The organism is Flavobacterium sp., assembly GCF_039930565.1.
In the GTDB taxonomy this organism is placed as follows: Bacteria; Bacteroidota; Bacteroidia; order Flavobacteriales; family Flavobacteriaceae; genus Flavobacterium.
The window spans coordinates 62,555-83,834 of the sequence record NZ_JBDTTP010000004.1; the positions used below are offsets into that span (position 1 = coordinate 62,555).

Annotated in this window: 18 protein-coding genes and 1 riboswitch; all 18 genes read left to right on the forward strand. The window is 35.2% G+C overall.

Features of this window, described 5'->3' with window-relative positions:
• Position 1 precedes the first annotated feature (1 nt).
• Complete coding sequence (gene thrA / locus ABI657_RS02385) at positions 2-2,416, forward strand: bifunctional aspartate kinase/homoserine dehydrogenase I (RefSeq protein ID WP_348095638.1); 2,415 nt, start codon at positions 2-4, stop codon at positions 2,414-2,416.
• An 87-nt stretch (positions 2,417-2,503) separates the two neighbouring features.
• Positions 2,504-3,142, forward strand: a complete 639-nt coding sequence (locus ABI657_RS02390; protein ID WP_348095639.1) for a LysE family translocator — start codon at positions 2,504-2,506, stop codon at positions 3,140-3,142.
• A 17-nt stretch (positions 3,143-3,159) separates the two neighbouring features.
• Complete coding sequence (locus tag ABI657_RS02395; RefSeq protein WP_348095640.1) at positions 3,160-3,591, forward strand: OsmC family protein; 432 nt, start codon at positions 3,160-3,162, stop codon at positions 3,589-3,591.
• A gap of 165 nt (positions 3,592-3,756) precedes the next feature.
• On the forward strand, positions 3,757-4,929 hold the full coding sequence (locus ABI657_RS02400) for an aminotransferase class I/II-fold pyridoxal phosphate-dependent enzyme (RefSeq protein ID WP_348095641.1): 1,173 nt from the start codon (positions 3,757-3,759) through the stop codon (positions 4,927-4,929).
• Positions 4,930-5,070: 141 nt separating this feature from the next.
• Positions 5,071-5,574: an RDD family protein gene (locus ABI657_RS02405; RefSeq protein WP_348095642.1), complete on the forward strand. Its 504-nt coding sequence runs from the start codon at positions 5,071-5,073 to the stop codon at positions 5,572-5,574.
• 116 nt (positions 5,575-5,690) lie between these two features.
• Complete coding sequence (locus ABI657_RS02410) at positions 5,691-6,101, forward strand: Rrf2 family transcriptional regulator (protein WP_171571391.1); 411 nt, start codon at positions 5,691-5,693, stop codon at positions 6,099-6,101.
• A gap of 114 nt (positions 6,102-6,215) precedes the next feature.
• Positions 6,216-7,118, forward strand: coding sequence for a sulfite exporter TauE/SafE family protein (locus ABI657_RS02415; protein ID WP_348095643.1), 903 nt, complete (start codon positions 6,216-6,218; stop codon positions 7,116-7,118).
• Positions 7,119-7,137: 19 nt separating this feature from the next.
• Complete coding sequence (locus tag ABI657_RS02420) at positions 7,138-7,848, forward strand: phosphoadenylyl-sulfate reductase (protein WP_348095644.1); 711 nt, start codon at positions 7,138-7,140, stop codon at positions 7,846-7,848.
• Between the two features lie 227 nt (positions 7,849-8,075).
• Positions 8,076-8,975, forward strand: a complete 900-nt coding sequence (cysD, locus tag ABI657_RS02425) for a sulfate adenylyltransferase subunit CysD (protein WP_348095645.1) — start codon at positions 8,076-8,078, stop codon at positions 8,973-8,975.
• Between the two features lie 92 nt (positions 8,976-9,067).
• On the forward strand, positions 9,068-10,312 hold the full coding sequence (locus ABI657_RS02430) for a GTP-binding protein (protein ID WP_348095646.1): 1,245 nt from the start codon (positions 9,068-9,070) through the stop codon (positions 10,310-10,312).
• Between the two features lie 141 nt (positions 10,313-10,453).
• Positions 10,454-12,544: a nitrite/sulfite reductase gene (locus tag ABI657_RS02435; protein ID WP_348095647.1), complete on the forward strand. Its 2,091-nt coding sequence runs from the start codon at positions 10,454-10,456 to the stop codon at positions 12,542-12,544.
• Positions 12,537-13,310: a uroporphyrinogen-III C-methyltransferase gene (gene cobA / locus ABI657_RS02440; protein ID WP_348095648.1), complete on the forward strand. Its 774-nt coding sequence runs from the start codon at positions 12,537-12,539 to the stop codon at positions 13,308-13,310. Before ABI657_RS02435 ends, cobA begins: the two co-directional genes overlap by 8 nt.
• A 152-nt stretch (positions 13,311-13,462) precedes the next feature.
• A complete protein-coding gene (locus ABI657_RS02445) occupies positions 13,463-14,044 on the forward strand; it encodes a bifunctional precorrin-2 dehydrogenase/sirohydrochlorin ferrochelatase (RefSeq protein WP_348095649.1) in 582 nt (193 codons plus the stop codon).
• A 151-nt stretch (positions 14,045-14,195) separates the two neighbouring features.
• The gene (locus tag ABI657_RS02450) at positions 14,196-15,248 is read left to right on the forward strand and encodes an NAD(P)/FAD-dependent oxidoreductase (protein WP_348095650.1); all 1,053 of its coding nucleotides are present in this window, start codon (positions 14,196-14,198) and stop codon (positions 15,246-15,248) included.
• Positions 15,249-15,401: 153 nt separating this feature from the next.
• On the forward strand, positions 15,402-15,545 hold the full coding sequence (locus ABI657_RS02455; RefSeq protein WP_348095651.1) for a hypothetical protein: 144 nt from the start codon (positions 15,402-15,404) through the stop codon (positions 15,543-15,545).
• A gap of 150 nt (positions 15,546-15,695) precedes the next feature.
• Positions 15,696-15,805: riboswitch (SAM riboswitch) on the forward strand.
• Between the two features lie 246 nt (positions 15,806-16,051).
• Positions 16,052-17,056: a homocysteine S-methyltransferase family protein gene (locus tag ABI657_RS02460; protein WP_348095652.1), complete on the forward strand. Its 1,005-nt coding sequence runs from the start codon at positions 16,052-16,054 to the stop codon at positions 17,054-17,056.
• Positions 17,057-17,165: 109 nt separating this feature from the next.
• Positions 17,166-17,879 carry a hypothetical protein gene (locus ABI657_RS02465; RefSeq protein WP_348095653.1) on the forward strand — a complete coding sequence of 238 codons (714 nt, stop codon included), beginning with the start codon at positions 17,166-17,168 and terminating at the stop codon, positions 17,877-17,879.
• Positions 17,880-18,168: 289 nt separating this feature from the next.
• Positions 18,169-21,249: a vitamin B12 dependent-methionine synthase activation domain-containing protein gene (locus ABI657_RS02470; protein ID WP_348095679.1), complete on the forward strand. Its 3,081-nt coding sequence runs from the start codon at positions 18,169-18,171 to the stop codon at positions 21,247-21,249.
• The last annotated feature ends 31 nt before the right edge of the window (positions 21,250-21,280 follow it).

A 21,280-nucleotide genomic window follows, 5' to 3' on the forward strand; every position in this document is an offset into this window, starting at 1 on the left:
AATGAAAATATTAAAATTTGGAGGTAAATCATTATCAAACGGAGAAGGGCTTAACAAAGTAATCTCTATAATTGCCGAGAAAGTAAACCAAGGTGAAAAAATTGCCGTAGTAGTTTCTGCAAGAGGAAATGCTACAGATGAATTAGAATACATTTTAAAAATTGCCGCTAAAAATGGTGATTACAAACGATTATTAGAAAATTTCAAAACCTATCAGATTTCTGATTATCCACACGTTGATTTGTCTGAAGAGTTTACTGTTCTGGACAAGCTTTTTGAAGGGGTAAGCCTGATTGGCGATTACAGCAATAAAATCAAGGATCAGATTTTATCTAAAGGTGAATTACTGTCTGCAAAATTACTGACTGCTATTTTAATCGAAAATGGGATTCCGGCTAATTTTGCCGATTCAAGGGAGTTACTAAAAACTGATTCTAAATTTGGTGATGCACAGCCTTTAGAACAGCTTTCTAAGAAAAATGTCATCAATTATTTTAAGAAACATAATGGAAATACAGTTAATGTTGTAACAGGATTTATTGGGTCTAACAATAACAATGACACGACAACTTTAGGAAGAAACGGTAGTAATTATACTGCTTCTTTAATTGCTAATTATTTAAATGCCGAAGAATTACAAAACTTTACACACGTTGACGGAATCTATACGGCAAATCCTGATTTAGTTGCAGATGCAAAAAAAATAGAATTTTTATCATTCAATGAAGCAAATGAATTAGCGAATTTTGGAGCTACCATTTTGCATGCCAAAACGATTATTCCTTTGTTGGAAAAAAATATCCCGCTTCGAATTTTAAATACATTCAATCATGAAAATCGCGGTACTTTAATTACTTCCGATTCAGCGAAAGAAGGAATCAAAACACTTTCTGTTCTTGAAAATGTTTCTCTTCTAAACCTTGAAGGTCGTGGATTACTTGGAAAAGCAGGAGTCGATGCCCGAATTTTTAAGGTAATGGGCGATCATAATATCAGTGTAAGTATTATTTCTCAAGGTTCTTCAGAAAGAGGAATTGGATTGGTTGTTGCCACCGAGAAAGCGACTACAGCAATGGTGGAACTGGAGAAAGAATTCGAAAATGACTTTTATTCGAAAGATGTCAATCAAATCACAGTAACGGATAATGTTTCGGTTATTTCGATCATCGGTCAGGATTTGAGCACTTTCCATAAACCCTACACAGCATTAATCAAAAATAAAATTGTTCCGATATTGTTTAACAACACTGTGACGGGTAAAAACGTGAGTTTGGTGGTTAAAAAATCGGAGCTTAATAAAGCTTTAAATGTAATCCACGGGGAGATTTTTGGAGTTTCCAAAAAAATAAATATTGCGATTTTTGGACATGGATTAGTGGGCGGAACTTTAATCAACCAAATTTTAGAATCGGCTTCAGCCATCGAAAAGCGTAAGGATATTAAGCTGAATGTTTTTGCCATTGCGAATTCTAAAAAACTGATTTTAAATAAAAATGGTGTGACTGCTGACTGGAAAAATGAAATTCAGAGCAAAGGGCTCGAATACACTATTCAGGATATTATTGAGTATGCAGATAAATATCATTTAGAGAATTTAATTGCGATTGATAATACTGCAAGTGCTTCTTTTGTAGAAAATTATATTCCACTTGCAGAAAGCAGTTTTGACTTGATTTCTTCTAATAAAGTAGCCAATACGTTGACTTATGGTTTTTATAAGGAATTAAGAAAAGTACTGGCAGAAAATCAAAAGAATTATTTGTACGAAACTAATGTTGGTGCCGGATTGCCATTAATCGATACAATAAAATTACTACATCTTTCAGGAGAAAATATTACCAAAATAAAAGGGGTATTTTCTGGAACGTTGAGTTATTTATTCAATAATTTCTCTGCAAAAGACGCTCCGTTCAGTGAAATTCTAAAGGAAGCAATTGATAACGGATACACAGAACCGGATCCTCGTGAGGATTTATGCGGAAATGACGTGGGAAGAAAATTATTGATTTTGGCCAGAGAATTAGATTTACAAAATGAATTTGAAGAAATCTCCATTCAGAATTTAATTCCGGAACATTTACGTGAAGGAAATGTTTCTGATTTCTTAACCAAACTAAAAGAATTCGACCCAATTTACGATAAAATAAAAGCAGAACAAAAACCAAATCATGTGTTACGATACATTGGTGAATTGTCTGGTGATTTGCAAAACGATAAAGGAAATCTGGAAGTAAAATTAGTTTCAGTACCTTGTGATACTGCACTTGGAGGATTAAAAGGTTCAGACTCTTTCTTCGAAATTTACACAGAATCTTATGGAGACCGACCAATCGTAATACAGGGAGCCGGAGCAGGTTCTGCTGTAACAGCAAGAGGAGTATTTGGAGATATTTTAAGATTGTCTGATAAAGGGTAATTGATTTAGATTCTTTGCAAATTTGTCTTTTTAACAAAGGAGCAATCGTCTGAGAAAATAGTATAATGTTAACTTAAATAATAAAATATGATACCATTAAACGAACTTGCAATTTTTATTTTGGCGGCTTTATTACTTGTACTTACACCAGGTCCAAATATGATGTATCTTATTTCGCGCTCCATTACTCAAGGTAAAAAAGCAGGAATAATATCGCTCACAGGAATTGTTTCTGGCTTTTTCTTTCATATCATCCTAGTTTCTTTTGGAATCACAGCACTACTTTTTGCAGTTCCAATGGCTTATAACATTCTAAAAATTTCCGGAGTTGTTTACCTTTTATACCTGGCTTTTCAGGTCGTAAGACCAAATGGGAAAAATCTTTTTCAACCGAATGAAAATTTAGCTATAGATAAACCAAAAAAATTATTTAGCATTGGGTTTTTAACGAGTGTGTTAAACCCCAAAATAGCCGTATTTTATTTATCATTTTTCCCGCAGTTTATTAAACCGGAATACGGTTCGGTTATGACACAAAGTTTAGAACTTGGTATAACGCAGGTTGTGGTAAGTTTTACAATTAATTTTGCAATCGTTTTAACTGCAGCAAAAATCGCAACATTTTTTGCGAAGAATCCATCATGGTTAAAAGTTCAAAAATGGTTTATGGCTGGAGTTTTAACTTCAATGGCAATTAAAATGGCATTTACCAAAGTAAAACAATAAATTAAGACACTAAAAAAATGAAAATAACATTAGACAGAGTAAACGAAAACTTCCATTTTCAATTAAAAAATGAACGTGGACATGTAGTAAATGTTGATGCAAGACCTGAATTTGGGGGTAACGATATGGGACCAAGTCCTATGGAATTAGTTTTAATGGGAGTTGCAGGCTGCAGCGGAATTGATATGATTTCGATTTTAAAGAAGCAACGTCAGGAAATTACTTCTTTTAAAGCTGAGGTTGAAGGCGAACGTGTACAGTTAGGAGAAGCCAAACCATTTAAAGATATTTATGTAGTATTTTCTTTAGAAGGAAATATTAAAGAAGACAAAGCGGCAAAAGCAGCACAATTATCATTCGAAAAATATTGCTCGGTTTCTAAAACAATAGAACCAACGGCAACAATTCATTACAAAGTAGTTTTGAACGGCGTGGAATTAGAAAAATAAAATAATTAGAAAATTAGTCAATTAGATAATTCTCAGATCTATTGTCAAATAATAAAATTCGCATCTATTTCTTAGTGAATCTCTGAGCTTTTTGCGAGTCTTTGTGAAATTTAAAAACGACGAATTAGTGTCAATTGGCGCAATTCGTGTTAAACAAAAAACAAAATGAACGAACAAGAATTTGGTTTTGAAACTCAAGCCATCAGAACACATTTAGAAAAAACACAATTTCAGGAACATTCTACTCCTTTATATTTATCATCAAGTTTTGTATTTGAAGATGCGGAGGACATGAGAGCATCATTTACTGAAGAAAAAGTACGTAATATTTATTCCCGTTTCAGTAATCCAAACACAACAGAATTTGTAGATAAGGTTTGTGCGATGGAAGGAGCAGAGGCAGGTTATGCTTTTGCAACTGGAATGGCAGCGATTTATTCGACTTTTGCCGCTTTGTTAGATTCTGGTGATCATATTGTTTCTGCAGGAAGTGTTTTTGGGTCGACCCATGCTTTGTTTATGACTTATTTTCCGAAATGGAAGATTGAAACTACCTATTTTGATATTAATAAACCGGAAACAATAGAAAGTTGTATTCAACCAAATACTAAAATCTTGTACGCTGAGACACCTACAAATCCGGGTGTTGATGTTATTGATTTGGAATTTTTGGGTCAGATAGCTAAGAAGCACAATTTGATTTTAATTATTGATAACTGTTTTGCAACACCATATATTCAACAGCCTATTAAATATGGTGCACATATTGTCGTTCACTCGGCAACAAAATTGATGGATGGTCAAGGTCGCGTTTTGGGAGGAGTTGCGGTTGGAGATGCTGAGTTAATTCGTAAAATATACTTGTTTTCAAGAAATACAGGACCGGCAATGTCACCATTTAATGCTTGGGTATTGTCTAAAAGTTTAGAGACTCTTGCTGTTCGTGTCGACAGGCATTGCGAAAATGCGCTGAAAGTGGCTGAGTTTTTAGAAAGTCATCCGAATGTGAATAGTATAAAATATCCTTTTTTAAAATCACATCCAAAATATGAAGTTGCCAAAAAACAAATGCTTTTAGGCGGTAATATTATTGCAATTGAAATTAAAGGAGGTCTCGAAGCAGGAAGAACATTTTTGAACAAGATTAAATTATGTTCGCTTTCGGCAAATATTGGTGACGTTAAAACTATTGTAACGCACCCGGCATCAACAACTCACAGTAAATTGTCTGTTGAAGAAAAATTAGCAGTTGGAATAACAGAAGGTTTGGTACGTGTTTCTGTAGGTCTGGAAACCGTACAAGATATTATTGCTGATTTAGATCAGGCTCTTTCTTAAGATTATCAACTTTAAAATAATAATAACGATTTTTAGCTGTAAATTTATTATGGTTAAAAATCGTTTGTTTTTTTAACAATTGAGAATTAAATGTATATTTGTTTTGACCAAATTAATTGTTCAAATTAAACCAACTTAAATATGAGTGATTCCGATTATATTCTTGATGAAGCATTATTGGCTTCTACCGGAAAACGTTTTTTAAATTACCTTATTGACATTGTTTTTGTCTTCATCGGAATTATAATATTTGGATTTGTAGCAGGAGTTTTAATAGCCTTAGGAATGCAGGGTGTCGGTGATTGGTTAAGTGGTTTAGGAGATTTAGGGTGGAATTTAATTGGGCTGTCAATATTGATTATTTATTACACTTTAACTGAGGGAATCTTTGGAAGATCGATTGGAAAGTTTATCACAGGTACTACTGTTGTTGATGAAAATGGAGTAAAAATAAATTTTGGAACTGCTTTTAAAAGAAGTTTATGCCGTTTAATCCCTTTTGATAATTTTTCGTTTTTAGGTTCAGGAAGAGGATGGCATGATTCAATAGCAGACACGTATGTAGTCGAGAAAAAAGCGCTGGAAGAAAGTTTAAGATTATTTCATGATTTTAAATTAATTGGAGTTCAGGAAACGGAAATATAAAAGATTCTTAGGCATATTCTTTTTGTAAAACTTCAATCAAAAAGCATATTTTTGTTGCTGATAAAAACTTGTAGGTATTGATATGAATTTCATCATACTCTTCGTAAAATTTTATAATGCTTTCAAAGAAAACAAAATACGGAATTAAAGCTTTAACCTATTTGGCCAGAAGAGAAAATAATGAACCTGTACAAATTGCGGAAATAGCTAAGAGCGAGCATATCTCTATTAAGTTTTTAGAGAGTATTTTGTTGTTACTTAGAAATTCTGGTTTTCTTGGCGCAAAAAAAGGAAAAGGCGGGGGGTATTATCTTATAAAAGATCCAAAAGACATCAGTATGGCTAAAGTATACCGCATACTTGAAGGACCAATTGCACTATTGCCATGTGCAAGTCACAATTTTTATGAAAAATGTGATGATTGTGACGATGAAACTAATTGTGCCGCACGTCGCCTAATGACTGAGGTTAGGGACAATACACTCAAAATCTTAGAAAGTAACTCTCTGGCAGACATTGCTTTTTAATCTGTAAAATTTTCTCAAAAATAATTTCGAATTTAAAAAAAAGTGTTACTTTTGCAAAGTAATCTACTAAGCCGATAGGGTAATGGATTAAAAAAGAAAGAATCATTTGTAAATATGGAAAAAGGATTGAAAGTAAATAGTGTAGATGTAAAATCGAATGTTTCTTTTAAAGAACGATTATGGGTTGTAATACCGGTTGTTTTATTAGCGGGTTTGATTGCTACCTTAATATATAACCATCATGCCGATTTTTCCTGGGATGGTTTTATTGCAGGATTTAATAGTGAGTTTTTGATTTTTTTCTTCATAGGAGTATTTGCACAATTGGTTGATGGTACATTAGGAATGGGTTATGGAGCGACTTCAACTTCATTTTTACTGGCTTACGGAGTTCCTCCGGTAATTAGCAGCACTGGTGTTCACGTTGCTGAAATGTTTACTACTGGTGCATCTGCAATTTCGCATCACAAGTTTGGGAATATAAATAAAAAATTAGTTAGAAATTTATTGATTCCCGGAGTATTAGGCTCCATTACAGGTGCTTATTTATTGTCAGATGTTATTGATGGAGATTTTATAAAGCCTTTTATTGCGGTTTATATGATTGTTTTGGCCTTAATTATCATCAAAAAAGCATTAAGAAAAAATGTTATTAAAAAGAAAACCAAAAAATTAGGAATTTTAGCAGCATTTGGTGGATTTATGGATGCTGTTGGAGGGGGGGGCTGGGGACCAATCGTCACCTCTACTTTGTTAGGCAGAGGAAGAAACCCACGATATACCATTGGTTCTGTAAATGCAGCAGAATTTGCCGTTTCATTTGCTAGTGGAATTACATTCATGCTTTTTGGCGGAATTGAAGGCTGGCAGATTATTATTGGATTGATTTTAGGAGGGGTAATGGCAGCACCATTAGCAGCGTTTCTGGTTAACAAAATTAAAAGAAAACCAATGATGATTGCTGTAGGTATTTTAATTATTCTGTTAAGTTTGAAAACATTATCTAAATTATTGTAATATTTAGAAGATAGAGAATATGAGCGTAAAAGATATAAATATATTATTAGATATAACAAAAGATTTTTCTCTTGAGGAAACGTTGACTTTTTTAGCAAATCAATATCCGGGAAAAGTAATTTTTTCGACTTCTTTTGGTCAGGAAGATCAGGTAATTACTGATTTTATTGCAAAAAGTAATACGGATATTACCATTTTTACCTTAGATACCGGAAGACTGTTTCAGGAAACATATGATGTCTTTCACAAAACATTAAAAAAATATAAAAAACATATTGAGGTTTATTTTCCTGAAGCTACGGCAGTAGAAAATTTATTGAAACTAAAGGGACCAAATAGCTTTTATGATTCTGTTGAAAACAGAAAAGAATGCTGTTTTATCCGTAAAGTAGTTCCGTTAAGAAAAGCTTTGGCAGGAAACAAAGTCTGGATTACTGGTTTAAGAGCAGAGCAGTCAGAGAACAGAAATGATTTACAATTGTTTGAATATGATGGCGGTTTTGACATTATCAAATTCAATCCGTTATTAAAATGGTCATTACAGGAAGTTGAGGATTATTTACAGGAAAATAATGTCCCACAAAATGTATTGCATAAAAAAGGTTTTGTAAGTATTGGCTGTGCGCCCTGTACAAGAGCAATTTTTCCTGGAGAAGATATAAGAGCCGGAAGATGGTGGTGGGAATCCAGTCATAAAGAATGTGGTTTGCACAGTGCGAAGAAAGAGTAGAGAAAAAGAAGAAAGACAATAGAATAAAAGAATATAGATTTAAAGTTTCGTAGGAATAATTTATATTGTAGCGTCGGGTTTTAACCCGATGGATATTTAGAATGAAACAACGGATTAAATCCATTGCATAAAAAGAATTAAGAATAAAGAAATACGAGCAGAGAGCTTTAGATCAGCGGAAAAACCTGAGACCTGAAACTTGAAACTTTTTTAAAACGAAAAACAAAATGAGTTCAGTATTAAAAACAAATGCTTTAGAAAGTGAAGCGATATACATCTTTAGAGAAGTTGTTTCTCAGTTTGACAAACCAGTTTTGCTTTTTTCAGGAGGAAAAGATTCCATAACATTAGTACGTTTGGCGCAGAAAGCGTTTTTTCCCGCAAAGATTCCGTTTCCTCTTTTGCATGTTGATACAGGACATAATTTTCCTGAAACAATTGCTTTCAGAGATAAATTAGTTGAAGAATTAGGATTGGAGTTAATCGTTCGGAATGTTCAGGATGCTATTGATTCGGGTAAAGTTGTTGAAGAATCTGGAAAATATTCCAGCAGAAACAGTTTGCAGACTACTACACTTTTAGATGCTATCGAAGAATTTAAATTTGATGCCTGTATTGGCGGGGCGCGTCGTGACGAGGAAAAAGCAAGAGCTAAGGAACGTATTTTTTCAGTTCGTGACGATTTTGGTCAATGGGATGAAAAAAACCAACGCCCTGAGTTGTTTGATATTTTGAACGGGAAAATTGAAAATGGTCAAAACGTTCGTGTTTTTCCAATTTCAAACTGGACAGAATTGGATGTTTGGAGTTATATCGAAAAAGAACATATCGAAATTCCATCCATTTATTTTTCACATAAAAGAAAAGTTTTCCTTAGAGATGGTATGATCTGGTCACATTCTCCTTTTGTTTATCAGGAAGAAGATGAGCAAATCGAAGAAAGAATTGTTCGTTTCAGAACCGTTGGTGATATGAGCTGTACAGCAGCAGTTGACTCTTATGCAGCAACAATTGCTGAAGTAGTTGGTGAAATCAGAGAATCTACAATTTCAGAAAGAGGAGCCAGAATCGATGACAAACGTTCTGAAGCAGCAATGGAGAAAAGAAAACAACAAGGATACTTTTAAAATAATTATGAATTATAAATTTTAAATTATGAATTGTTTTTGAGAACATTTAAAATTTGAAATTCAACATTTAAAATAAAAAATAAAAACTGATGGAAGTTTTAAAAATAGCAACAGCAGGAAGTGTAGATGACGGAAAAAGTACTTTGATAGGAAGATTATTGTACGATACAAAATCATTGACTACTGATAAAATAGAAGCAATCGAAAAAAGCAGTAAGCAAAAAGGATACGATTATCTTGATTTCTCTTTGGCAACTGACGGATTAGTGGCGGAAAGAGAACAGGGAATTACGATTGATGTGGCTCATATTTATTTTTCCACCGCAAAGAAAAGTTACATTATCGCTGATACTCCGGGTCACGTAGAATATACAAGAAACATGGTTACGGGAGCTTCGACTTCACAGGTTTCTATCATTTTAATTGATGCAAGAAAAGGGGTTATCGAGCAAACGTACCGTCACTTTTTTATCAATAATTTGTTGAGAGTAAAAGAAGTTATTGTAGCAATCAATAAAATGGATTTAGTAGATTATTCTGAAGAAGTTTTCAATAAAATCAAAGCCGATTTTCAGGCATTGAATGCTAAAAGCACTTTCAAGGAGCAAAATGTAAGTTATATTCCGTTGAGCGCTTTGACTGGAGATAATGTAGTGGAAAAATTAGGTAAAATGCCTTGGTACGAAGGTCAAACGATTTTGGAACATTTAGAAGATTTGCATTCATCGGATGTTTTTGAAGCTGGTAAAGCACGTTTCCCGGTTCAGACTGTTATTCGTCCAAAAACGGAAGAATATCATGATTTTAGAGGGTATGCCGGAAAATTATACGGAAACTCAATAAAGGTAGGAGATGCTGTAACTGTTTTGCCTTCTTTAACTGAATCAAAAGTGACAAATATTCACTTTTTCGATAAAGAATTTTCAGAAGCCAGTGCAGGTTCATCGATCACAATCGAATTAGAAAATGATATCAATGTTACTAGGGGTGATATGATTGTAAAATCAGATGAGCTTCCAAAAATTGAAAAAGATATTGTGACTACTGTATGTTGGATGGACAGCAAAAAATTAGTTGCAGGAGCTAAATATTTTGTACAGCATAACACAAATAGAGTTTTAGCTAAAATAGAGAGCGTTACCAATACAATTGCAACTGATTATTCAGGAACTACTCCGGCCTCACAATTAGCAATTAATGAAATTGGAGAAGTAAGTATTAAATTAAGCAAAGCTTTGTATTTTGATTCCTACAATGAAAATAAATCAAACGGAGCTTTTATTTTAATTGATGCCGTAACCAATACAACAGCAGGAGTAGGATTTATTAAATAGTTGATAGTTTATGGTTTTTGGTTGATAGTTATTTTGCTAACAACCTGCCGTAAATAAAAAAAAATAGATGATGGTTGATGGTTTTTAGTTTGGCAGTTATTGCCAACAACCAACAACCAACAACCAAAAACTAAAAATAAAATGGAAAGTTTTAGAACAGAAATAGAAAACCCGATAGTTCAGAAAGAGATTATCGATTTAGAAAAAAAGATACACGCATTTCGCGGAGGAACTATTGATGATGAGCGTTTTCGTAGCCTTCGTTTAGCACGAGGAATTTACGGACAGCGTCAGGAAGGCGTTCAGATGATTCGTATCAAATTGCCTTACGGTAAAGTGACCAGCGAACAATTAGTACGTATTACCAAAGTTTCTGATGAATATTCTACAGGACGTTTACACATTACAACACGTCAGGATATCCAGATTCACTACGTAAGTTTGGATAGAACCCCTGAACTTTGGGCAAATCTGGCTAAAGATGATATTACATTGCGTGAGGCTTGTGGGAATACAGTTAGAAATATTACAGGAAGCGAATTGGCAGGTGTAGATATAAACGAACCATTTGATGTTTCACCTTACGCACACGGTCTTTTTCAATATTTGTTGAGAAATCCTATTTGCCAGGAAATGGGACGTAAGTTTAAAATTTCGTTCTCTTCTTCTGATGAAGATACAGCTTTGAGTTATTTACACGATTTAGGTTTTATTCCTAAAGTTGTAAATGGTGAAAAAGGATTTAAAATTGTTTTTGGTGGAGGTTTAGGTTCACAGCCTGCTCATGCCGAATTGCTTTCAGATTTTGTTCCCGTAAATGAGATCGTTCCAACGGCAGAAGGTATCATCCGTATTTTTGACCGATATGGTGAGCGTGCCAAAAGAATGAAAGCGCGTATGAAATTCTTAATCAAAGAAATGGGTAGAGATACTTTCCTTGATTTGGTTGAAAAAGAGAAAAAAGCAATCGCTTTTGAAACCTACGAAATTGACACAACGGCTTTTGACGGTCCAATTCCGGAACCTTTATTAGAAGTTCCTCAGGTTACAATTGAAGATACTGCAGCTTATGAAGCGTGGAAAAAATCGAATGTAATTGCCCAAAAACAATCAGGGTATTACGCTATCGGAATCAAAGTTTTATTAGGAGATTTTTATACGGATAAAGCCAGATTATTAGCCGATTTGATTAAAAATTATGGAGCAAATGAACTGCGTTTTTCATTGCGTCAAAATATTGTCATCCGTCACGTAAAAGAAGAGAATCTTCCTTTCTTTTATCAGGAATTGGCCAAGTTGGATTTTGTTCATTTAGGATATAATTCTACGTTAGATATTACCGCTTGTCCGGGAACAGATACTTGTAACTTAGGAATTGCAAGCAGTACCGGAATCGCAGATGAATTAGAAAAGGTGATTAAAGCAGAATATCCTCAATATTTAAGCAATCATGAAATTGAAATCAAAATCAGTGGTTGTATGAATGCTTGTGGACAACATAACATGTCGGCCATTGGTTTTCAGGGAATGTCAATCAATTCAGGAAAATTAGTAGCTCCGGCATTGCAGGTTTTATTGGGCGGAGGAAGATTAGGAAACGGAGAAGGACGTTTTGCTGATAAAGTAATCAAAATTCCAAGCCGAAGAGGGCCAGACGCTTTACGTACGATTTTAAATGATTACGATGCGAATGGAAACGGACAGAAATTCCTTAATTATTATGATGCTAAAGGAGAGAAATATTTCTACGAAATCCTGAAACCTTTCGCAGATGTAACGAATCTAACCGAAGCCGATTTTATTGATTGGGGTAACGCTGATAACTACGTAAAAGCAGTTGGAGTTGGAGAATGTGCCGGTGTTGTAATTGATTTAGTAGCTACTTTATTATTAGAAGCCAAAGACAAATTGACTTTTGCAGAGGAATCATTTGGAGAAGGAAAATGGTCAGATGCTATTTATCATGCTTATGCAGGATTTGTAAACGGTGCTAAAGCTTTATTGCTTTCTGAAAACGAAAAAACAAACAATCACGCTGGAATTATTGATTTGTTTGATACTGTTTTCATTGCAACATCAAAAATAGGATTGCCAACAACATTCAGAGAATTGGTATATCAAATCAATACAAATGAGCCAACTGAAGCATTTGCAAAACAATACATTCAGGAAGGAATTGCATTTTTTGCTATTATAGAAAAATACAGAGCACAGGAATTAGCTAATGCATAATATCAAACCAAAAGTAACTTTAGTCGGTGCAGGTCCCGGCGATCCGGAATTGCTTACGCTGAAAGGTGTAAAAGCACTGGCTGAAGCGAATGTGGTTTTGTATGATGCCCTGGCGAATGATGAAATATTAGCTCATGCTCCAAAGGATTCCATCAAAATTTTTGTTGGAAAACAAATTGGAAATCATGCTTACACGCAGGATCAGATTAATCAATTGATTGTTGATAATGCATTAACCTACGGAAACGTAGTACGTTTAAAAGGAGGAGACCCTTTTATTTTCGGGCGAGGAAGCGAAGAAATAGAATTTGCAGAAAGTTTTGGAATCGAAACAGCTGTAATTCCTGGAATTTCTTCGGTAGTTGCAGTTTCGGCGAGTCAGGGAATATCCATTACAAAAAGAGGTGTTTCTGAAAGCTTTTGGGCAATCACAGGAACAACTTCCGACAGAAGATTATCTTCGGATGTTGCTTTGGCAGCACAATCCTCAGCAACAGTCGTTATTTTGATGGGAATGCACAAATTGTCTCAGATTATTGAATTGTTTCAAAAAGAAGACAAAGGCGATTTGCCTGTTGCGATTATTCAAAACGGAACAACATCCGAAGAGAAAGTTGGAGTTGGAACAGTAGATTCGATTTTAGAGATTGTAAAAGAGAAAAAATTGAGTTCACCAGCAATTATTATACTCGGAGAAGTAGTTCGCGAAAGCAATAAATTAAAAGGGTTTTACGAAGAGTTTCTGTCAAAAGAAGTTACAAGATAAAGTTCCGGCGGAACGGTTCATATTGTAGCGTCGGGTTTCAACCCGATGGACGCAAAGATAGGTTTCAATCGATGAACGTATAGCATAAAATTAGATTTTTAATCTGATCGAAATAAAATCATCTAATTTTGGCTGGATTAAAACAAATTAAAATGGAACAAAACGAATTATATCCAATATTTTTAAAACTGCACAATCTGAATGTTCTGATTGTGGGCGGAGGAAATGTGGGATTAGAAAAGCTTTCTTTTTTACTGAAATCCAGTCCAAATGCCAATGTTGAGGTTGTTGCTCCTAATTTTTTACCTGAATTGGTAGGATTAGCCAATAATCATCCTTCTGTAAAATTGATTTATAAAAAATTCAATCGTTGGATGCTCCGCAAACGCCACATGGTTATTGCTTGTACTGATGATTTAGCGGTGAATAAAAGGGTTTACGATTTATCACGAAAGCGTTATTTGATTTGCAACATTGCCGATACACCGCCATTATGCGACTATTATTTAGGCGGAATCGTAACCAAAGGAAATGTAAAAATCGCCATTTCGACCAACGGAAAATCTCCAACAACGGCTAAAAGGCTGAGGGAATTTTTTGAAGAGATAATTCCTGAGGATATTAACCAAATGGTTGAAAACCTTAATGAATACAGGAAAACCTTAAAAGGTGATTTTGAAGACAAGGTGAAAAGAATGAACGAAATTACCGCTTCCTTAAAAAATAGAGAATAACAAAAAGTCCCGGAGGGACAAATTATATTGAAGCGTCGGGTTTTAACCCGATGGAAAATTCCACGAAAGAAATGAATGATAAAAATCATTTTAAAAAGAATAAATTATTCGTTTCTTTGTATTATTAAGAATGATTATAAACAACAACATAATGATTAAAACAGATATACTTATAATTGGAGCAGGACCAACAGGTTTATTCGCCGTTTTCGAGGCAGGATTATTAAAATTAAAATGCCATATTTTAGATGCTTTACCACAAGCTGGAGGGCAACTTTCAGAATTGTATCCTAAAAAGCCGATTTATGACATTCCTGGTTTTCCGGAAGTTTTGGCAGGAGATTTAATTGATAACCTACAGGAACAAATTAAACAATTTGAGCCTGGTTATACATTAGGCGAACGTGCTGAAACCATCGAAAAAAAAGAAGACGGAAGTTTTATCGTAACCTCAAATAAAGGAAAAAAATTCCACGCACCGGTTATTGCAATTGCAGGAGGTTTGGGAAGTTTTGAACCACGTAAGCCTCTTATTGAAGATATCGGTTTTTATGAAGATAAAGGTGTAAAATACTTTATCAAAAACCCGGAGAAATTCAGGGATAAAAGAGTCGTTATTGCAGGAGGAGGAGATTCAGCTTTAGACTGGAGTATTTTCCTTGCCAATGTTGCTTCAGAAGTAACTTTGATTCACCGCAGAAACGAATTCAGAGGAGCATTGGATTCTGTAGAAAAAGTACAGGAATTAAAAACAGCCGGGAAAATCAGATTAATCACACCAGCTGAGGTTGTTGGTTTAAATGGTGCTGAACACATCGAGTCAATTGACATTGAGGAAAATGGCGCACACAGAACTATTGAAACCGATTTCTTTGTTCCGCTTTTTGGATTAACTCCAAAATTAGGACCAATTGCAGACTGGGGATTAGAAATAGAGAAAAATGCCATTAAAGTAAACAATGCATTAGATTATCAAACCAACATTCCGGGAATCTTCGCAATAGGAGACGTAAACACGTATCCGGGAAAATTAAAACTGATTCTTTGCGGTTTCCATGAAGCGACTTTAATGTGTCAGGCAGCGTATCAAATCATCAATCCTGGTAAAAAATACGTATTGAAATATACGACCGTTTCCGGAGTAGACGGTTTTGACGGAACTCGTAAAGAAGCTCCAAAAGCAGTTGTTAAGGCAATTATATAAATTGAAAGGCTAAGTCGCTAAGTGACTAAGATTAGAATAGTAAAGCTTAAACTTGCAATATAGTTTGAGCTTTTTTTATAAAAAAATTATCTTTTTTTTAGTTAAATAATTCAGATAAAATGCTAACTTTAAGAGTAAGAAAAAAATATCGCCATGAATAAATACACTGAAGAATTATTAAAAGAAGATAAGGAAGAAATTGTAGACGCAACTCCAACTGAGCAGGCAGATAATAATGAATTTATAGACCATACAGAAGTTTTGGATATATTTCTAAAATGGGATAGGTGCTTTTAAAATAAATACTTTTTAAAATTTAGAGTATCAGTCTGTTTTTTTACAATTTACATCTAACATTTTACCTCGAAACTAATTAAAAAATATAGCGCTAATACTTGCAAGTATTAGCGCTATGTCTTTACTTTGCAGTGTTCCTATTTTTATTGTCAGTTATCACGAAAGGCGGAGGGAAAGACCCAATGAAACCTTAGCAACCCTTTACCATAAAGAAGGTGCTACATTCTACTTAATACTACGGTATTTAAGATAGATAACACAAAATACATCACGTATTTCTCAAAACTTTCCTGATAAATTTACAATACAATTTTACTGAATCAATTTCAGTATCATGAGCGAATCATTGACGCATTTTTGCAGTCATGGGTTCCCGCTTTCGCCTTTATCTCTCCGTTTCACTGCGAGGATACCGGCTCAATCGGGGCTAGATAGCCGGCAATAGTGAACTTTTGGAATCATTAATGGGCTAAACAATTTTGTGTAGTGGCCAGAAAAGGAAAAACATGTCGATAACAATTCAGGAAGCAATCAAAAAAAATATCCTAATCCTTGACGGAGCAATGGGAACCATGCTGCAGCGCTATAATTTCTCCGAAGAAGATTTTCGTGGCGAGCGTTTCAAAGATTTCCCGCATCCGTTAAAAGGAAATAACGATTTACTATCCATAACACACCCTCAGGCAATCCGTGATGTTCACGCCGCTTATTTTGAAGCTGGAGCAGACATTGTAGAAACAAATACTTTTTCAGGAACGACAATAGGTATGGCCGACTATTTCCTGGAAGATCTGGTTTACGAATTAAACTACGAATCGGCTAAAATTGCCCGTGAAGTAGCCGATGAATTTACCGCTAAAAATCCGAACAAACCCCGTTTTGTAGCCGGTTCAATCGGACCCACAAACAGAACGGCAAGTATGTCGCCAGATGTAAACGACCCAGGTTACAGAGCGGTAACTTTTGATGATTTGCGTATTGCTTACAAACAACAAGTTGAAGCCTTAATGGATGGTGGCTGCGATTTACTTTTAGTAGAAACTATTTTCGATACGTTGAACGCCAAAGCAGCACTTTTTGCCATCGAAGAATTAAAAGAGGAACGCAATCTCGATATTCCAATCATGGTTTCAGGAACGATTACCGATGCTTCAGGAAGAACACTTTCGGGACAAACTGTTGAGGCGTTTCTGGTTTCAGTATCACATATTCCGTTATTAAGCGTAGGTTTCAATTGCGCTCTTGGAGCCGATTTGTTGAAACCGTATTTAAAAACATTATCCCAGCATACACAGTTCAACGTTTCAGCACATCCAAATGCAGGTTTGCCAAACGCTTTCGGACAATATGATGAAACACCGGAACAAACTCAGGCTTTAATCAAAGAATATTTAGAGGATAATTTAATCAATATAATAGGAGGATGTTGCGGAACAACTCCGGATCATATCAGATTGATTGCTGAGGTGGCGAAGGATTATAAGCCACGTGTTGCGCCGGTTATTGCGTAATGATTTCCTGTAAGATTCCCAAAACCTTGTAGGTATTTCAAAAGTAAAGTAGTTAAAATTAATTTTAATGTATAAGCATTTACAAGTTATATATTAATAAAATCAAATTATGAAAAAATATATAGTACTTTTTTTATTGTTTTTAAGTGTTTTATGTTTTGGACAAAATAGAGAAAAAGTTATTTTACCTATTATATCAAAAGAAAATAAAGGAGTATTATTAAAAGCTAAAGGATGGTTGAAAAACCAATATGGAGAATGGGTAAGTAGAGATAATAAAATACCAAATGACCTAGGTATTGAATATAAAGCTGTAGATAATTTTGAATATTATTCATTAGGACAGGATAATTTTGTGTCCTATCAAGTAAAAGATATTCAAATAGAAGATGTTACATACGTTTTATTAATTAAAAAAGAGAAGTGGGGATATTATTTGTATCCAACAATAAATGAAGGATGGAAAACTAGTGGTACATGCAAATACTACATTTTTGATAAAAGTGAGTTAATAAAATTTCAAAATGTTTTACCTGAAACAATGACAACAATTAACTTGAAATTAATTTACTCAGGTAACATACAACCGGTTAATTTTTTGAATTTAAATGATTTGTATTTGTCTAAAGAAATTAATCGCGAAATTATTAAACAAAAGGCAAAACAGTATGAAGAAGAGCCGGATTATCTTTCTGTTGATATTACCCTTTTTGAAAATAAAAAAATAGTACAGTTTTATTTTTGGAAGAATTATGAACAGCATGAAAATCGCTACTATGAAGTTGATTTATTGACGTTTAATAAATTTATAAAAATCAGGTAATTAGAAGTTTTAGTATAAAAAAACTTCTAATGAAAACTAAATTTGCGTGAGGGATAGAAGTGAAAAGCCCACAGACCGATGCAGTGATAACGAAATTGGTCGAGGACTTGCAACGGATAGCCCGACCCTTGGGACACGCCCAAAATAGATTGTAGAATATATAGGATTAAAATATTAGAATGAGATTGCTTCGTTCCTTGCAAAGACAAGCAAAACGTTGAATAACAGTTCCAGAGGAACGAAACATATTGTAGCAACGGAATTTATTCCGTTGAAAATTAAAAAAGAAATGGCAGAAAAAAGAAGAGACCTTATATTAGCAGGATTAGAACCGTTGGTTATTACGCCCGAAAGTGTTTTTGTAAACATTGGGGAGCGTACGAATGTAACGGGTTCCAGAAAATTCCTTCGCTTAATTAAGGAAGAGAAATATGACGAGGCGCTTGATATTGCAAGACAACAAGTAGAAGGCGGAGCACAAATCATCGATATTAATATGGATGAAGGAATGCTTGATGGCGTTCAGGCAATGACAAAATTCCTGAATTTAATTGCATCAGAACCGGATATTTCGAGAGTGCCGATTATGATCGACAGTTCGAAATGGGAAATCATCGAAGCGGGTCTTAAAGTAGTACAGGGAAAAAGCGTTGTCAACTCGATTTCGTTAAAAGAAGGTGAAGAAGCTTTTATTCACCACGCCAAATTAATCAAACGTTACGGTGCTGCGGCCATTATCATGGCTTTTGACGAAGTGGGTCAGGCCGATAATTTTGATAGAAGAGTTGAAATATGTCAGCGTTCGTATGATATTTTGGTTGATAAAGTTGGTTTTCCTCCACAGGATATTATTTTCGATTTGAATATTTTCCCGGTTGCAACCGGAATGGATGAGCACCGCTTAAATGCGCTCGACTTTTTTAGAGGTACAAAATGGGTTCGTGAAAACCTGCCTCACGCGCACATCAGCGGTGGAGTAAGTAACGTTTCGTTTTCTTTTAGAGGAAACGATCACGTTCGTGAAGCGATGCACTCGGTGTTTTTATACCATGCGATTCAGAACGGAATGACAATGGGAATCGTGAATCCGGAGATGCTTTCGATTTACGACGATATTCCGAAAGACTTATTGGAACATGTTGAAGACGTAATTTTAAACAGGCGTGACGATGCAACAGAACGACTTTTAGATTTTGCCGAGAACGTAAAAGGAGAAGTAAAAAGCGACGAAAAAGCGATTCAGGAATGGCGTTTAGGAACCGTTCAGGAACGTATCACACATTCATTAGTAAAAGGAGTTGATGCTTTTATTGAAGAAGATGTTGAAGAAGCCCGTTTGGCAGCCGTAAAACCTATCGAAGTTATCGAAATCAATTTGATGACAGGGATGAACGTTGTTGGAGATTTATTTGGAAGCGGGAAAATGTTCCTGCCACAGGTTGTAAAATCAGCACGTGTAATGAAAAAAGCCGTGGCGTATTTATTGCCTTTTATTGATGCGCAAAAACGCCCCCCAGCCCCCGAAGGGGGAGTTAAGACCTCACAACATTGGGAAACTGCAAATCCGTTGAATTATGGTTTATTGAAGCAGTTTTCTTTGGATATGAGAAATAAACCTACCGAAACTGAAAAGATTTTATGGGAGCAACTAAGTGGAAAGCAATTAGAAGGTTATAAATTCAGGAGACAACATATTATAGGTGATTATATTGCTGATTTTGTGTGTTTAAAAGAACGTATCATAATTGAAGTTGATGGCTTAATTCATCAACTGCCTGAAAATGTAGTAAGCGATTTAGAAAGAACTAAATGGTTGAACGAACAAGGATTTCAGGTATTAAGATTTACAAACACAGAAGTTTTAACTGGACTAGAAAAAGTTTTAGCTACTATTAAAGATGCATTGGAAGCTCCCCCTTCGGGTGCGGGGGGGGCCGGTAAGATACTTATAGCAACCGTAAAGGGTGACGTACACGATATTGGTAAAAATATTGTTTCGGTAGTTTTGGCCTGTAACAATTACGAAATTGTAGATCTTGGTGTTATGGTTCCTCCGGAAAAAATTATTGCGGCTGCAATTGAACACAACGTAGACATCATCGGATTAAGCGGACTGATTACCCCTTCGCTTGATGAAATGGTTTATCTGGCTAAAGAATTAGACAAACAAAACATTAAGATTCCGATTATGATTGGAGGTGCCACGACTTCACGCGCACATACCGCAGTGAAGATTGCACCGCAATACAGAGAAACTGTAATTCATGTTAACGATGCTTCAAGAGCCGTTACCGTGGCAGGAAATCTGTTAGATCATAACCGCAAAATATATGCAAGCGATATTCGTGCAGAATACGATGCTTTTAGGGAAACGTTTTTAAATCGTTCACGCGATAAAAACTTCCTGACGATTGAGCAGGCCCGTAAAAATAAACTACAATTGGACTGGGAAAATTTCATACCGGTGAAACCCAATATAATTGGAGAACAGGTGGTCGAAGTAGATTTGGATGTTTTGGTTCCGTATATCGACTGGACACCATTTTTCAGAACCTGGGAATTGTTCGGGAAATATCCGGCAATTTTAACGGATGAGGTTGTGGGTGAACAGGCAACTTCAGTTTTTGCAGATGCTCAGGAAATGCTAAAAGTAATTTTAGCAGAAAAAAAATTACAAGCCAAAGGAATTTACGGTATTTTCCCTGCCAATCAAATCAACGATGATGATATTGAATTGACAGATGAAAACGGAAAACCATTACAGACATTTTTGACTTTGCGCCAGCAGTCACAAAAAACAAAGGGTGCACCCAACATCGCATTAGCTGATTTTATTGCACCAAAAGAAAGCGGAAAAGTAGATTATATGGGCGCATTTTGTGTAACCACAGGTTTCGGGGTTGACGAATGGGCGGCTGAATTCGAGAAAGATTTAGACGATTATAATTCGATTATGGTTAAAGCATTGGCAGACCGTTTTGCTGAGGCTTTCGCCGAATACCTTCACGAAAAAGTGCGTAAGGAAATCTGGGGGTATTCATCAGATGAAAACTTAAGTGCGGAAGCCATGATTGCCGAAGATTACAAAGGAATTCGACCAGCACCTGGATATCCCGCCTGTCCGGATCATTTAGAAAAACCAACAATATGGAAATTGCTAAATGTAGAAAAAGAAATCGGAGTAACCTTAACGGAAAGTATGGCGATGTGGCCTGCTTCATCTGTTTCAGGATATTATTTCGGAAATCCTGAAAGTAAATATTTCGGACTTGGAAAAATAAAAGAAGACCAGGTGGTAGATTACGCAAAACGAAGAAATGTACCAACCGATTACGCCATGAAATGGCTGAATCCTAATATAGCAGATTAGCCCCCTGACCCCCGAAGGGGGAATTAGAAAA

What these genes read in the sequence shown, in the direction of transcription:
- ABI657_RS02450 (WP_348095650.1), top strand. Translation starts at nt 14,196, where the DNA reads ATGATTAAAACAGATATACTTATAATTGGAGCAGGACCAACAGGTTTA.
- cysD (WP_348095645.1), top strand. Translation starts at nt 8,076, where the DNA reads ATGAGTTCAGTATTAAAAACAAATGCTTTAGAAAGTGAAGCGATATAC.
- ABI657_RS02465 (WP_348095653.1), top strand. Translation starts at nt 17,166, where the DNA reads ATGAAAAAATATATAGTACTTTTTTTATTGTTTTTAAGTGTTTTATGT.
- ABI657_RS02405 (WP_348095642.1), top strand. Translation starts at nt 5,071, where the DNA reads ATGAGTGATTCCGATTATATTCTTGATGAAGCATTATTGGCTTCTACC.
- ABI657_RS02445 (WP_348095649.1), top strand. Translation starts at nt 13,463, where the DNA reads ATGGAACAAAACGAATTATATCCAATATTTTTAAAACTGCACAATCTG.
- ABI657_RS02420 (WP_348095644.1), top strand. Translation starts at nt 7,138, where the DNA reads ATGAGCGTAAAAGATATAAATATATTATTAGATATAACAAAAGATTTT.
- ABI657_RS02470 (WP_348095679.1), top strand. Translation starts at nt 18,169, where the DNA reads ATGGCAGAAAAAAGAAGAGACCTTATATTAGCAGGATTAGAACCGTTG.
- ABI657_RS02460 (WP_348095652.1), top strand. Translation starts at nt 16,052, where the DNA reads ATGTCGATAACAATTCAGGAAGCAATCAAAAAAAATATCCTAATCCTT.
- ABI657_RS02395 (WP_348095640.1), top strand. Translation starts at nt 3,160, where the DNA reads ATGAAAATAACATTAGACAGAGTAAACGAAAACTTCCATTTTCAATTA.
- ABI657_RS02455 (WP_348095651.1), top strand. Translation starts at nt 15,402, where the DNA reads ATGAATAAATACACTGAAGAATTATTAAAAGAAGATAAGGAAGAAATT.
- ABI657_RS02430 (WP_348095646.1), top strand. Translation starts at nt 9,068, where the DNA reads ATGGAAGTTTTAAAAATAGCAACAGCAGGAAGTGTAGATGACGGAAAA.
- ABI657_RS02410 (WP_171571391.1), top strand. Translation starts at nt 5,691, where the DNA reads ATGCTTTCAAAGAAAACAAAATACGGAATTAAAGCTTTAACCTATTTG.
- ABI657_RS02400 (WP_348095641.1), top strand. Translation starts at nt 3,757, where the DNA reads ATGAACGAACAAGAATTTGGTTTTGAAACTCAAGCCATCAGAACACAT.
- ABI657_RS02435 (WP_348095647.1), top strand. Translation starts at nt 10,454, where the DNA reads ATGGAAAGTTTTAGAACAGAAATAGAAAACCCGATAGTTCAGAAAGAG.
- cobA (WP_348095648.1), top strand. Translation starts at nt 12,537, where the DNA reads ATGCATAATATCAAACCAAAAGTAACTTTAGTCGGTGCAGGTCCCGGC.
- ABI657_RS02415 (WP_348095643.1), top strand. Translation starts at nt 6,216, where the DNA reads ATGGAAAAAGGATTGAAAGTAAATAGTGTAGATGTAAAATCGAATGTT.
- thrA (WP_348095638.1), top strand. Translation starts at nt 2, where the DNA reads ATGAAAATATTAAAATTTGGAGGTAAATCATTATCAAACGGAGAAGGG.
- ABI657_RS02390 (WP_348095639.1), top strand. Translation starts at nt 2,504, where the DNA reads ATGATACCATTAAACGAACTTGCAATTTTTATTTTGGCGGCTTTATTA.